This is a genomic window from Gilliamella sp. B2772, from assembly GCF_026536985.1.
Taxonomy (GTDB): Bacteria; Pseudomonadota; Gammaproteobacteria; order Enterobacterales; family Orbaceae; genus Gilliamella; species Gilliamella apicola_E.
This window is the reverse complement of the sequence record NZ_JAFNNB010000002.1, coordinates 221,795-236,633: the sequence shown is the minus strand read 5'-3', so window position 1 is coordinate 236,633 and position 14,839 is coordinate 221,795. Positions and strand designations below refer to the sequence as shown.

13 protein-coding genes are annotated in these 14,839 nt (G+C 34.3%); 4 read left to right on the top strand and 9 right to left on the bottom strand.

What is annotated here, in order from left to right; genetic code table 11:
* The first annotated feature begins 67 nt into the window (after positions 1 to 67).
* Both J3T98_RS06285 and J3T98_RS06280 read left to right on the top strand, forming a co-directional pair.
* Positions 68 to 1,912, top strand: a complete 1,845-nt coding sequence (locus J3T98_RS06285) for a beta-glucoside-specific PTS transporter subunit IIABC (protein WP_267362408.1) — start codon at positions 68 to 70, stop codon at positions 1,910 to 1,912.
* Positions 1,913 to 1,922: 10 nt separating this feature from the next.
* A complete protein-coding gene (locus J3T98_RS06280) occupies positions 1,923 to 3,326 on the top strand; it encodes a glycoside hydrolase family 1 protein (protein ID WP_267362407.1) in 1,404 nt (467 codons plus the stop codon).
* Between the two features lie 342 nt (positions 3,327 to 3,668).
* On the opposite strand, the gene metB is transcribed toward J3T98_RS06280, so the two are convergent.
* On the bottom strand, positions 3,669 to 4,853 hold the full coding sequence (gene metB, locus J3T98_RS06275) for a cystathionine gamma-synthase (protein ID WP_267352978.1): 1,185 nt from the start codon (positions 4,851 to 4,853) through the stop codon (positions 3,669 to 3,671).
* A 171-nt stretch (positions 4,854 to 5,024) separates the two neighbouring features.
* On the opposite strand from metB, the gene metJ reads away from it, so the two are divergent.
* On the top strand, positions 5,025 to 5,342 hold the full coding sequence (metJ, locus tag J3T98_RS06270) for a met regulon transcriptional regulator MetJ (RefSeq protein ID WP_065563626.1): 318 nt from the start codon (positions 5,025 to 5,027) through the stop codon (positions 5,340 to 5,342).
* A gap of 73 nt (positions 5,343 to 5,415) precedes the next feature.
* On the opposite strand, the gene rpmE is transcribed toward metJ, so the two are convergent.
* The 8 genes from rpmE to J3T98_RS06230 form a co-directional block, all read right to left on the bottom strand.
* Positions 5,416 to 5,631 carry a 50S ribosomal protein L31 gene (rpmE, locus tag J3T98_RS06265; RefSeq protein WP_065563627.1) on the bottom strand — a complete coding sequence of 72 codons (216 nt, stop codon included), beginning with the start codon at positions 5,629 to 5,631 and terminating at the stop codon, positions 5,416 to 5,418.
* A 141-nt stretch (positions 5,632 to 5,772) separates the two neighbouring features.
* Positions 5,773 to 6,825, bottom strand: a complete 1,053-nt coding sequence (degS, locus tag J3T98_RS06260; protein ID WP_065563628.1) for an outer membrane-stress sensor serine endopeptidase DegS — start codon at positions 6,823 to 6,825, stop codon at positions 5,773 to 5,775.
* Between the two features lie 110 nt (positions 6,826 to 6,935).
* Positions 6,936 to 8,309 (bottom strand): Do family serine endopeptidase, encoded by a 1,374-nt coding sequence (locus J3T98_RS06255; RefSeq protein WP_065563750.1) that lies wholly within the window; start codon positions 8,307 to 8,309, stop codon positions 6,936 to 6,938.
* A 78-nt stretch (positions 8,310 to 8,387) separates the two neighbouring features.
* Positions 8,388 to 8,795, bottom strand: coding sequence for a YhcB family protein (locus J3T98_RS06250; protein WP_065563629.1), 408 nt, complete (start codon positions 8,793 to 8,795; stop codon positions 8,388 to 8,390).
* 48 nt (positions 8,796 to 8,843) lie between these two features.
* Positions 8,844 to 9,305, bottom strand: coding sequence for a DUF721 domain-containing protein (locus tag J3T98_RS06245; protein ID WP_267362405.1), 462 nt, complete (start codon positions 9,303 to 9,305; stop codon positions 8,844 to 8,846).
* A gap of 265 nt (positions 9,306 to 9,570) precedes the next feature.
* Complete coding sequence (locus J3T98_RS06240) at positions 9,571 to 10,836, bottom strand: MFS transporter (protein WP_065563631.1); 1,266 nt, start codon at positions 10,834 to 10,836, stop codon at positions 9,571 to 9,573.
* Between the two features lie 35 nt (positions 10,837 to 10,871).
* A complete protein-coding gene (uxaC, locus tag J3T98_RS06235) occupies positions 10,872 to 12,278 on the bottom strand; it encodes a glucuronate isomerase (RefSeq protein ID WP_065563632.1) in 1,407 nt (468 codons plus the stop codon).
* A 16-nt stretch (positions 12,279 to 12,294) separates the two neighbouring features.
* Positions 12,295 to 13,764, bottom strand: a complete 1,470-nt coding sequence (locus J3T98_RS06230; RefSeq protein WP_267362404.1) for a mannitol dehydrogenase family protein — start codon at positions 13,762 to 13,764, stop codon at positions 12,295 to 12,297.
* A gap of 278 nt (positions 13,765 to 14,042) precedes the next feature.
* Here J3T98_RS06230 and J3T98_RS06225 point away from each other — a divergent pair, with 278 nt between their 5' ends.
* On the top strand, positions 14,043 to 14,804 hold the full coding sequence (locus tag J3T98_RS06225; RefSeq protein ID WP_065734694.1) for a GntR family transcriptional regulator: 762 nt from the start codon (positions 14,043 to 14,045) through the stop codon (positions 14,802 to 14,804).
* Positions 14,805 to 14,839: the final 35 nt, after the last annotated feature.

Below are 14,839 nucleotides of genomic sequence, written 5' to 3'. Positions count from 1 at the left end.
TGATAATTTTTAGTGTATTAAGCTTTTTTATCAATGAATAACCATTCTTTAAGTAATGGAGAAAATAATGGACTATCAAAAAATTGCACAGCAAATACTTGAATTAGTAGGCGGTAAAGAGAATATTATCAACTTAACACACTGCTTTACTCGCTTACGGTTTCAATTAAATGACAGTAAAAAAGCTAATCGCGAAAAATTATTACAGACAGAAGGTGTGATTTCCGTTGTTGAAAGTAGTGGTCAATACCAAGTAGTATTAGGCAATAAAGTCACCAAAATTTATGAGCAACTCCTTCCTCTAATTGGTGAGTTAGAACAAAGTAATCAAACGGAACCTAAAGTTTCATTAGGGGTAAAAATACTTAATGCTTTTGCAGCTATTTTTACACCAATCATCCCAGCTATTGCAGCATCAGGTATGTTAAAGGGAATTTTAGCTATAGCGGTTATGATAGGTAATTATTACTATCAAACTGATATCAAAACTTATAACACCTACACGATTTTACATGCTGCATCAGATGCAGTTTTCTACTTCATGCCAATAATACTTGGCTATACCGCTGCTAAAGTATTTAAAGCTCATGAATTTATATCGATGATAATTGGTGCAACATTATGTTATCCATCAGTTGTCAATTTAATGGCTAGTAAAACTGAAGTCACTCTGTTTACCATTGAATTAACCAAAGCAAGTTACACGTCTAGCGTTATCCCAATTATATTAGCGGTATTTATTTTAAGTTATGTACAAAGATTTTTGGAATATATTATCCCTGAAGTATTAAAAATTATCATGGTGCCAACTTTTTCATTACTTATCATGATACCAGCTACTTTACTTATTTTCGGTCCTATTGGCATCTATATTGGCGAATTTATAAACTGGATCTATTACTACATTATGGGCGTTAGCCCTATATTATTAGGAGCATTTATTGGTGGTGTATGGTGTATTTTAGTCATCTTTGGCGCACATCGTGCTATTGTACCAATCGGCATTAATGACGTAGCTCAAACTGGACGCCAGAACTTACTTGCTTTCGCTGGAGCGGCGAACTTTTCACAAGCTGGAGCCGCATTAGGTGTATTTTTCAAAACCAAAAATAAAAATTTAAAAACCGTTGCCGCATCGGCAACAATCACAGCCTTGTTCGGCATTACCGAACCAGCGATTTATGGCGCTAACTTAAGATTGAAAAAACCAATGATTTGTGCGGTTGTGTGTGGTGCACTTGCTGGAGGATTAATGGGTTGGGGAGGATCTTATGGTACAGCCTTTGCCAACCAAGGGGTATTAACAATACCTGTTTATGCGGAAGCAGGTACAAAAGCGTTCTTATGCTATTTAATTGGTATAGGCTTTGCATTTTTTGGTTCATGCATTATGACAATGATTGTTGGATTTAATGACATACCAAACGAAAAAGAATCAAAAACAATTCAAACTCCATTAACCACTGATACAACTATTCTATCGCCTGTTGAGGGTGAGGTCATTGCCTTAAATCAAGTCAAAGATGAAGTATTTGCTTCAGGAGCGATGGGCAAAGGGATCGCGGTTTATCCTAAGGTAGGAGAAATAGTTGCACCAGCGGATTGTACAGTATCAGTACTCTACCCTACTTTACATGCTATTGGTCTAACATTAGATAATGGTATTGAACTGTTGATTCACATTGGAATTGACACCGTTAAATTACAAGGTAAATATTTTAAATCCTATGCACAAGCAGGCCAACACATTACAAAAGGAACCAAAATAGTTTCATTTGATATTGATAAAATAAAAGAATTCGATTTAACGACTTCGGTTATTGTCGTTAATTCGGATCAATATAAAAATATAGAATATTGTCAAGAAGATCACGTCAGTAAAAAAGACAATTTATTATTTATTCAAGTTTAGAGGTTAATATATGAAAGCTTTTGCTAAGGATTTTTGGTGGGGAGCATCATCTTCTGCTTTTCAAATTGAAGGTGGATGGGATGCTGATGGAAAAGGGATGACCGTTGCTGATTATAACTCATTTCAACGCTCTGCAGTGCAAGCCGATAGCAAAGTTGCCAGTGATTTCTATCATCATGTAGAGAGTGATATTGCTTTGTTTAAAGAATTGGGATTAAAAACTTATCGTTTTTCAATATCATGGGCACGTATTATTCCTGATGGGGACGGTGAAATAAATCAAGCTGGAATTGATTTTTATAATCGAGTAATTAACGAATTAATCAAAAATAATATCATTCCATTTATTACTCTTTATCACTTTGATTTACCATTTGCCTTAGTTGATAAATATAATGGTTGGCAAGACCGCCGTTGTGTCGATGCGTTTAGACGCTATGCTCAGGTCTGCTATAAAGCATTTGGTGATCGGGTAAAAAACTGGCAAATCAATAATGAACAAAATTTGATGATTCGTGTTAATGAACGAATGAACATGTACAAAGTCGCACCAGGCGACACAGAAAAAGTGAGAGCTCAAATGGATTATCACATGTTTGTTGCTCATGCGATGGCAACAAATGATTGTCATGAACTAATTGCTGGAAGCAAAGTAGGACCAGCGGTATCATCCACCATGACCTATCCTGCAAGTAATAAACCAATGGATGTTTGGGCAGCTAAAATGAATGATAATTTTAAAACTAATTATGCCCTAGATATGTACTGTTTTGGTGATTATCCGGGATACTATAAACATTATTTGCAACGTTGTGGTATCTACCCTATCACACAACCAGAAGATGCCGAAATATTAAAACAAGCTAAACCGGATTTTATTGCCGTAAATTACTACCGAACATTAGTCGCAAGCTATTTACCGGAAGATGATGCTCATCCATTTGGCACTAAAGAAAAAGATATTGATTTCGATCTATATGGCTATTTCAAGATCGAGAAAAACCCAAATTTAACCGCTTCTACTTATGGCGCACAAATTGACCCGATGGGGTTGAGACTAGTATTAAATGAATATTATCGCCAATATCGTTTACCATTAATTATTACTGAAAATGGATTAGGTACTCCAGATACATTAACTGCTGACAATAAAGTACATGATGATTATCGAATTGATTATATCAAATCGCACATATTAGCTTGTCATGATGCAATTGAAGATGGGGTTGAACTATTTGGATATTGTCCATGGTCAGTATTTGATTTACTAAGTTCTCATCAAGGTTTCAAAAAACGTTATGGCTTTGTTTATGTTGATCGAGATGATCATGACTTAAAAACACTTAATCGAATTAAAAAAGATAGTTTTTATTGGTATCAGCAAGTCATCAAAGATAATGGCATTAAAGATTAAAAACAGGGATGGGCTTTAAAAAAGCCCATCATGATAGTTGTTGAAACAAACAGCTATACTGGGAATAATTGTTTGCCTAATCTCTTGTCATAACTTCAAATATGAACTACATCACTGTATTAGCCTGATAATAATTCAGTTTTAATGTAAATTAGATGATTTATAGATATGGAGTGATATTGAATTTTTGAGTTGAGGAACGGGGTTTTTGAGGCAAATATAAACACTAATTTAACCACTTTAGTTAGTCAAAAAGTAAAATAGTGCATTATTATGAAAGTAAAGGAAAATAGGATTGATAAAATCAATTATTTCTCAATCCTATTGATCAGCAGATAAAATTTAGATTTGAGCTAGTGCTTGTTCTAAATCATTAAGAAGATCACTGATATCTTCAAGACCAACCGAAATACGTAATAATTGATCGGATATACCTGCGGTTTTACGTGCTTCAGCACTAATTCCTGAATGAGTCATAGTTGCAGGATGACAGATTAAACTTTCCACACCACCAAGTGATTGGGCTAATGTAAATATATTGAGTGCATTTAAAAATTTCGGCATAACATTAGCATCACCTGCTAATTCAAAACTTAGCAGTGAACCAAAACCTTTTTGTTGTCTTTTCGCAATATCATGTCCAAGATTTGAAGGTAATGATGGATGAAAAACTTTTGCAATTTTAGGGTGATTTGCTAAAAATTCTACCACTTTTTGCGCATTTTCTTGCTGTAATTTAACTCTTGCTGCTAGCGTTCTTAAACCACGTAATAACAAATAACTATCAAATGACGAGGTAGATGTTCCGATATTATTGGCCCACCATAGTACATCCGTTGCTAATTGTTGATCTTTAAACACCAATATTCCAGCGAGTAAATCTGAATGGCCATTTAAAAACTTAGTACAAGAATGGCTAACAATATCAGCACCAAGCTCCAATGGTTTTTGTAAAATTGGTGTCATAAAAGTGTTATCGACTAAAACCAAAGCACCAACCTCATGAGCTTGTCGAGTGATCGCTTCTATATCGACAACTCGTAACAAAGGGTTACTTGGTGATTCAATTAAGACTAATTTAGGTTTTAAGCTAAGTGCTTCTTTCAAAGCAACAGAATCTGATTGGTCAACAAATTTTGTTTTAAAATAGCCTTTTTGACTCAAACTATTAAATAATCGATAACTACCGCCATAACAGTCATGAGGCGCAACAACAACATCATTTGGACTAAGTAAGGCAACGCTAATTAGATGTATTGCTGACATACCGCAATTAGTTAAAATAGCATCCGCCCCATCTTCTAATTTAGCAACGGTTTCTTCGACTAATCGTCTACTTGGATTGGATTTGCGACCATAATCAAACTTCCTCGGTGTTGCAAACTCTTCATAACGATAACATGTTGAAGGCGTAATAACAGGAACTACGCTACCAAATTGATCATCTGTATTAATTCCACCACGAACAGCTATCGTGCCTTGGCTAAAATTAGCACCTTGTCTTAGATTTTTAGAATCACTAGCCATAACAACCTTCCTACCAAGCATTTTATATATCTAATAATTGTATAAGAATAGCACAATAAAAAAAGACGTCAACATGTCTAGACGTCTAACTATCTTGGTGTATAGATTGCAGCTAAATAAAAAAAACGCTAAAATTACCCACATTATTTGTGATGTGATTTGGTGAAAAATATGATGGAATGGAACGGCGATTATATCAGCCCTTATGCTGAACATGGTAAAAAAAGTGAACAAGTAAAAAAAATTACAGTCTCAATTCCGTTGAAAGTACTTAAAATATTAACTGATGAGCGAACAAGGCGACAAGTCAATAACTTACGTCATGCAACGAATAGTGAATTATTATGTGAAGCCTTTTTACACGCTTATACTGGTCAACCACTCCCTTGTGATGAAGATCTTCAGAAAGATCGTGATGATGGAATTCCACAACAAGCACAAAAAATGATGAGAGATTTAGGCATCGATCCGGATTTAATCGACGAATGATTGAATTAAAATAGAATAGTAGATACAAAAAAGGCGCTTAAAGCGCCTTTTTGACAACGTTAGTTTAGTAAAACTATTTTTTACCACCAACCATTGCAAAACGTTGTTTGAATTTATCAACACGTCCGCCAGTTGCAACATCACGTTGTTTACCAGTATAAAACGGGTGACATTCACCACATACGTCAAGATGAATATCATGACCAATAGTTGAATGAGTTTTAATTGTGTTACCACAAGAACAAGTTGCTGTAATTGCAGTGTATTCTGGATGGATACCTTCTTTCATAATAAACCTCTAAAGTTTGTTCGTATCGCTATATAAACGGCTTAATCGCAAAATCTATACACCATACGAGTGTTAAATAACATGATAAGGGTGCGAATTATACGTCCTATATGAAAGATAATCAAGTAATAATCGACCAATCTAAACCGGTAATTGCCCGATAGTTACTTGAAGTTCAATCTTTTCTCCATTTCGCAAAACTAATATGGGGACGATTGTTCCTGGTTTCAACTCTGCAATTTGATCCATAGTTTCTACTATGGATTTTACTGGTTTATTATCAACCATAATTAATATATCATTTGCTTCAACGCCAGCCTGTAATGAAGGTCCTTCAGCATTGGTAACTAATATACCTAATACCTTCGGTAAATCACTAGGATTTTGCGTTGGGGCGAATTCTAACCCATCAATGCCAATATAGCCTCGAATCACTTTCCCATCTTGAATTAATTTATCCATTATTTTAACGGCTAATGCTGTTGGGATGGCAAAACCAATTCCTTCAGGAACATCATTACCGAGATTTTTAGCAAATGTTAATGTATTAATGCCTACCAACTCACCTTTAGTATTTACTAAAGCTCCACCTGAATTACCATGATTAATCGATGCATCAGTTTGAATAAAGTTTTGTCGACGATATGGGCTTAATCCGTCACGCCCTGTCGCACTAATAATACCTTGGGTAATCGTTTGACCGATGTTGTATGGATTACCAATAGCTAAAACAACATCACCAATTTTTGGGTCTCGTTTAGAATTAATAGGTATGACCGGGATATTAGTTGCCTCTATTTTAAGCACAGCAATATCAACCAACTTATCGGAACCTACAGGTAATGCTTCAAAAATTCGACCATCTTGCAAGGCAACAATAATTTGTTCAGCTCCATCAACAACATGATAATTGGTAATGATATAGCCATACTCACTCATAATTACACCAGAACCTAGCGGTGTAATTGGGCCATCTTGTGATTGTTTTGGAACAGAATTAATCGATCGACTGTAGATATTTACTACTGCTGGAGCAGCAATCTTAACCGCGTCAGAATAACTCATAGGTTCTTCATTAAAAATAGATCTAGAAAAATCTGATTGTGTTCCATTTCTTAAAGAAGGGAAAATAATGAGTAATACTATCGCTAACACACCACCAATTAATATTGGCCAAAGAAACTTTTTAAGCATAATTATTATAAAGATGAGAATAGTTGATAGGATTCTATCATATCTAACTGATGGTTAAAATGAAGTTTTCGTCGATGCAAAGCATCGACGATTTTTAGCTATATAATTACTTAGCGTAAGATAAGATATAAACGGCTATCTCCTCGGACAATATTTAAAGCGATTGCAGAAGGATTGCTATCAATCACTTTACGTAGTTCAGAAATACTATTAACTCTAGACTTATTGACCCCAGTGATAAGATCACCTTCTTGTAAACTTAAACGTGAAGCAGGAGAGTTTTTAACAATACTCTCAATTAATACACCTTTTTGTCCTTTTATATCACCATTAACAAGTGTTGCACCTTCAAGTGCTGGATGTAAAGATTTTGCTTCGGTACTGGATGCATCACCGTTTTTCAATTTAACCTCAACAGAAATCTCTTTGCCATCTCGAATCAAACCTAATTTAACTGTACGACCAGCTCCAGTTGTCGCGATTTTTGCGCGTAACTCTGCAAAACTATCAACCGGTTTACCGTCCATAGAAATGATGACATCACCAGATTTAATTCCTGCTTCTTTTGCAGCAGAATCATCTATAACTTCACTAACAAAAGCACCTTTTTGTACTTCAAGGTCAAAAGCTTTAGCAATATCTGATGTTAATTCATTACCTTTTATACCTAAAACTCCTCGTTTAACTTCACCATACTCAATAAGTTGAGAAGTCAAACTTCTAACCATATTACTAGGTATAGCGAAACCAATTCCTACATTACCCCCACTTGGCGCAATAATAGCAGTGTTTATCCCAACTAGTTCACCATTTAAGTTAACTAAAGCACCACCGGAATTACCTTGGTTAATTGACGCGTCAGTTTGAATGAAATTTTCAAAGCCATCCATACTTAACCCACTACGAGCTAACGCAGAAATGATACCAGAAGTAACAGTTTGACCGATACCGAATGGATTACCAATCGCAACAACGTAATCACCAACTCGTGTTTTATCTGAATCAGCAAGTTTGATTGAGGTTAATTTTTTTGCATTATCCACTTTCAATAAAGCAATATCACTTTGTGGATCTTTACCAATTAGTTTTGCTTGATATTCATGACCGTCATTTATTACTACCGTAATTTTATCGGCGCTATCAATTACATGATTATTGGTAACAATATAACCTTTTTCAGCATCAATAATGACACCAGAACCTAATCCCGAAAAAGGCCTAGATTGACTATCCGGATAGCCGAAAAATCGTCTAAATTCTTCCGGCATATTATTTTGCATTTGAGCAGTGCCTTCAACTTTAATACTTACTACCGAAGGTAAAACGGTTTCCAACATTGGTGCCAACGATGGTTGTTGTTGGTTATTATCCGTTGGTAAAAATGGGAATGCCGCATTGGCATTAGATAATGTAGCTAAACTTAAACCTAAACTTAATGCAATTATACTTAATAATTTTTTTGGTTTTCGTAAAGAATGACTCATCATAAAACTCTCTTATTTAAGAAATTTGATATTTAAAACATAAATAGCCTAATAAAACTAAGAAATGTTGAAAATTAATTAAGATTTCACTTCATCATTTTTGAATAATCCTGAAGGATTATCTGAATAGTCTTTAGGCTGCTTTTCAAGTGTTAATTCATTTTTGACACTGATATCATTATTGACGGCTTCTAAATCAATCATAGGCATATCATCAGAAGTTACAAATTGCCCAGAAGTTTCAGCAATATGTTGATATAAGCGACGAAAATCTTTGGCCATATTATCCAATATTTCAGCACTATGAGAAAAATGTTTAACCATCATCTGTTTTTGAGATGCTAATTCTTCTTGGGCTTGTTCCAATTCGCGTTTAACTTTGGCATATTTACGTCCTTTTTGAGAAACAAAATTGATGAAAATTATACCCACAATAAAACCAATTATTAGGCCGATGATAATATAGGTCATCATACTTTTATCCATATTTCACTCCTGTATCTTTTCATTTATTATTTCTAAATATTGTTTAGCTTATTTTGCATGGTTAGCAAGTTTTATCAATTGTTTTTTTAGTTTTTCAGGTGCTTGCTCAGCCAAAGCATTTAAATATATTGCTGTTTGAATCGTAATCACATTATTAATTTTAGCATTCTTATTTGAAAAATTAACTAATTGTGAGTTATTTGTCGCAATAGTGGGATTAATCTTATATTGAATAGAGGATAACGAAGGTAAGATTTTTTGACGTATACCTGAAATCAAATTACTTTGTTCGTATTTTATTCTTGTTAACCAGTTAGCTGAACTAACTTCAAGAATAAGAATACCTTGACGATAATTTGCGACTCTATATTGCTGATTCAACGGTGCTGGAAGCAATTCATCAATAACCTTCGTTAATTGAGTCAGTGCTAATGTCCTTTCTTTTATTTGGGATAATAAAGCCCCTTGTGACAAAAGGCTGGTCAACATTTTTGGCTCATTATCACGCATGAATTAGGCTCATCCTTAGTTCTTGCTAAAATTAAAACAAATCTATTTTTAATATAAATAACTCAATACTCAATAATTTACCTGATCTATTCAAAAAAGTCGTGTAAAAAAATAATATTTACACATTATTTGAACTATTAAAAATGAAATAAATAATAAGGCTAATTAAAATAATTATTCAATTTCAAAAAAATAGGTAGAATCAAAAATTTTGATCCTACCTATGTTAGTTATTATTAATTATTTGTTAGTTATCTAGTTATGATTAATTAGTGGTACTTTGATTAACTTGGTTCTCGCGAATAAATGTCCAAAGCACAATTGCACCGATTACATCAAAGAAAGCTAATGCAATAAAGAAAGGACCAAAACCAATTATGCCTACAAATGCACCAATAAAAAGGTTAAATATTAATTGACCTGTCCAAGCACAAGCACCGGCCATCCCAACTGCTGTAGCAACCTGATTTTTCTTAAATAAATCGCCGCCTAAAGTTGATGCAACAGTAGATAACAATTGATGTGAAAAACCACCAAGGCTGATTAAAAATACCGCTAAGTATGGGTTTTCAACAATACTAACAAAACCAATGGTCATCATTAACACAGCGCCGATGGTAAAGGTGATCAATCTTGAATTGATTAATGATATTCCACGGTCATTAAAAAACTTCGCAACAAAACCACTTGCTAAACAGCCTAGATCAGCCATCAAAAACGGTAGCCAAACAAACATAGCAATTTCTTTTAAACTAAAGTGTAATGTTTCAACGAAGAAAATTGGCACCCAAAAATTGATTGTCCCCCAAGCTGGATCTGCAAGAAAACGTGCAATACCAATACCCCAGAAATTACGCTGAGTAAGGATCGTTTTTAAAGATACTTTTTCTTTATCATTGTCTAAATATTTTTCTTGACCTGCTTCAATATATTCTCTTTCTTCAGGAGACAATATTTTTGAATCTTTAGGGTCACGATAAAAAATAAACCAAGCAAGAGCAGCAATTAATGCTAACGAACCAGAAACAACGAAAGCAAATTCCCAACCTTGGAATAAAATACACCAAGCGATTAGAGGGGGAGCTAACATAGCACCAAAAGATGTCCCCATATTAAACACACCTGATGCGATCCCTCTTTCTTTTGCAGGGAACCATATAGAGGCAGTTTTTATTCCTGCTGGGATAGCTGATGCTTCACTAAAGCCCATTACACCGCGCATGAAAGCTAAACCTTGCCATGTACCTGTCAATGCATGACCCATGGTTGCTAATCCCCAAATTACCGCACAGATAGCAAACCCAAGTCTTAGACCTATAGTATCAATAAAAAAGCCCATGATAGGTTGACCTATCGTATACGCTAACTGGAATGCGCTAACAATCCAAGAATATTGCTCTTTAGTAATACCTGTGGTTTCTAAAATTGTCGGCGCGGCAACGCCTAATGCCGTTCGATCAAGATAATTGATTATTGTAATAGCACAGACAAGTAAAATCATGTACCACCGAAATTTTGGAATTGTTCTCATTTTATTTCCTTCATCTTATTTATTGTTAATTCGTGTTATTTAGAAAAATAATGATTTGCATTGTTAAAACAAATATTTCTAATCATGTTGCCAACTAAGTCAAAATCTTCAGGAATTTCTCCATTTTCCATCCAATTCCCCACCATATTACAAAGAATTCGCCTAAAATATTCATGTCTTGTAAATGATAAAAAACTACGGGAATCAGTTAACATACCGACAAATTGACTTAATAATCCCATTTGAGAAAGTTGCATTATCTGACGTTCCATTCCATCTTTTTGGTCATTGAACCACCAGCCCGAACCAAATTGAATTTTTCCTGCAATATTTGAACCTTGAAAGTTACCAGCCATAGTCGCTAAGACCTCATTATCACGAGGGTTTAGACAATACAAAATAGTTTTAGGAAGTTCATCAGTTAAGTCCAAAATACCTAATAATGAAGAAAGTGGTTCAGCAATGGGGCTATCGCCAATCGAGTCAAACCCAGCATCAGGACCAAGTATTTTAAACATTCGTTGATTATTATTACGCAAAGCTCCTAAATGTAATTGCATAACCCAATTACGTTTATGATATTGCTTACCTAACCAAACAAGTACTGCTGTACTAAATTGTGCAATTTCCAGTTCAGAAAGGGACTGATTAGCAAGACGTTTTACTATTATTTGATCAAGCTGTTTTTCCGAAGGAATATCAGCATAACGGAGAATTTCGATGCCATGATCTGCAGCTTCACAACCATGTTGTTCAAAATGATCTAATCGTTTGGTTAACGCACAAAGTAATTTTTCAAAACTATTAATTTCAATATCAGTTACTTTTCCTAATTCAACAATATAATCAACAAAGCCTGTTAGTTCTATTTTAAAAACTCTGTCTGGTCGCCAACTTGGTCTTACTTTAGTATTAAATGAAGCATCTAAAGCGATTTGTTTGTGATATTCAAGTGAATCAATAGGGTCATCAGTTGTTCCTACTGCTTTGACATTCATTTGTGTCAAAATACCTCTGGTTGAAAATTCAGCAGTCGCTAATTTATCATTAGCCTCAGACCAAATTTTGTCAGCTGTTTTTTCGTTAAGAAGAATATTTTTTATACCAAATGGTCTTTTTAACTCTAGATGAGTCCAATGGTAAATCGGGTTTCCAAGCGTTAAAGGAACAACTTTTGCCCAAGTAAGATATTTTTCATAGTCAGATGCATCACCTGTGATATATTTTTCATCAATTCCAGCTGTCCGTAACACTCGCCATTTGTAATGATCACCAGCTAACCAAATTTCAGCTAAATTACGGAAATTTTTATTTTCAGCGATATCTTTTGGTGGTAAATGGCAATGATAATCGTATATAGGTTGATCTTCAGCGTAATCAAAATAAAGCTTTTGTGCCGCATCAGTTTGTAACAAAAAGTTATCATCTAAGAATTTTTTCATTGTTTTTCTTTCCAATTTATAAAGCTAAATCCTTAATAGTCTGTTTGGCACCTTTTTTCATTAAAGAAAGATAATGTTCTGTTATTTTTTCTCTGAATAATGAATTGGCTGGTAAATCTGGTCCAAAAACAGCTTCTAAACTTAATAACGAGTTAACTCTTTCTACCCCATCATCACTCTCAGCAACAAGTTTTTTCAACTCATCAACCATTGGATCGCGAATATCGATTACTTGTTTATGGTCATCAATACCACCAACATATCGCATCCAACCAGCTACCCCTAAAGCTAGTAATGAAAAATCAGAATTATGTTTAATATACCAACGGATAGAATCAAGTATGCGTTGCGGTAGTTTTTGTGTACCATCCATAGCGATTTGCCATGTTCTATGTTTTAGGGATGGGTTACTAAATCTTTCAATAAGTTTTTCAGCATATTGTTGTAAATTAACATGCGGTGGAACATTTAAGGTTGGTGCTTGCTGTTGCATCATTAACGATAAAGTCGCTTTTTTATAATTTTCGTCATTCATACAATCATTGATGTGCTCATAACCAGCTAAATAACCTAAATAGGCTAAAAATGAATGGCTACCATTTAGCATTCGAAGTTTCATTTCTTCATATGGCACTACATTATCAACAAATTCAGCACCAGCTTCGTTCCAATTAGGTCGTGAAGTGACAAAATTATCTTCAATAACCCATTGAATAAATGGCTCACAAGCAATACCACACGGATCATACATTCCACCTAATACATCTTGAATTTCTTCTAAGGTTTCAGATGTTGCAGCAGGAACAATACGGTCAACCATTGTACAAGGGAAAGTTGTATTACTTTCAATCCATTTAGCAAGCTCTGGATCGCGAGCATTTGCTAAATCTAAAATAGCTTTCCTCAAAACTAAACCATTTTCTGGCATGTTATCGCATGATAAGGCCGTAAATGATTTCAATCCTCTTTGCATTCTTCTATATAAAGCTTCAACAATAACACCTGGTGCTGACATAGGTTTACTTGGAGAAGCTAAATCTGCTTTGATTAATTCATTATTCAAATCCAAACCAGTTCCACCAGGCAACATACAGTAACCTTTTTCAGTTACCGTTAATGAAACAATTTCGACAATAGGATCAGCCATTTTTTCTAAAATTGTTTCAATACCGTCTGTTGGTGCTAGTAATGATTCTTTTACACTTCCAATAATATAGGCTTGTTTAGATGTCGCACCTTTTTCAAGCACTGTATATAGATGATCTTGTTTTCTAATATCATTGATTAACTCTTCACCACCAACAATATTTACCTCGCAGATAGCCCAATCACTATTACCTTTATTCAATAAACGATCAGTAAATAGTGCCTGATGTGCTCTGTGAAATGCACCAAAACCTATATGTACAATACGAGCGGTCATTTTCTCCCTATTGTATAAAGGTTTATTTTTGATTGATTGTGGTATTTCTAATAAATTCAACATGTTATACACCGTAATTAACTAACTGCAATATTTATTGGTTAGACATATTTTCATTTGTTGACAAAATTTTCATCTTTATTTTTCAATTTTTGTGATTCGCGTCACATTTTTTGGTTTATTTTATAGGGATGTTTGCTAAAATCTTTATAATGGCCGACAATATTGGTAAACCAATTTAAAGATGTAATGGATTTCTTTTATTATTAACTTAGAGGAGTTTAATAATTAGCGTATAATTATCTTCAATAAACTTAATAGTATTCTGAGGATTATAGATTATGCCAAGAGGCAAACGACTCTATCAAGAAATTGGTAATGAGTTAAAATTGTTATTAAAAAGTGGAACTTTTAAAATTGGTGACCGTCTACCACCAGAAAGAGATATTGCTGAGACCTTTGATGTTAGCAGAACGGTAGTTCGAGAAGCATTAATTATGTTAGAGCTTGAAAAATTAGTTGAAGTAAAAAAAGGCTCTGGTGTTTATGTAATTGGTTTACCAAGCGAGTTCCTGTCTGAAAAAGACAGGGAAATAGAAGAAGAGGATTTTGGTCCTTTTGAATTATTACAAGCGAGACAATTAATTGAAAGTAATATTGCCGCTTTTGCTGCCTCACAAATTGTAAAAGCTGATATTGTAGAGTTAAGAGCTATATTAGAACAAGAACGTCAAATTTTAGAACAAGATGTACTTGATGACTATAGTGCTGATGAAATGTTTCATATTGCAATAGCTCGAGCCACAAAGAACTCAATACTTGAGCGGTTATTAGAAGATCTATGGACAAAACGTTCATCAAGTAAAATGTGGGACCAACTACAAAGTAGAATAACCGATCATAGTTATCGAAAAAAATGGTTATATGATCATGAAAAAATTCTACAGGCATTACAGTTAAAAGATGCAATGGCTGCACGCCATGCTATGTGGCAGCACTTAGAAAATGTTAAACAAACATTAATGACTGTTTCTGACAGTGAAGATCCAAATTTTGATGGTTATTTATTTGACTCTATACCGGTCACTATCGTTAACCAATAGAAACAAATATGCATTGTTTATGGATCTTCATTTTA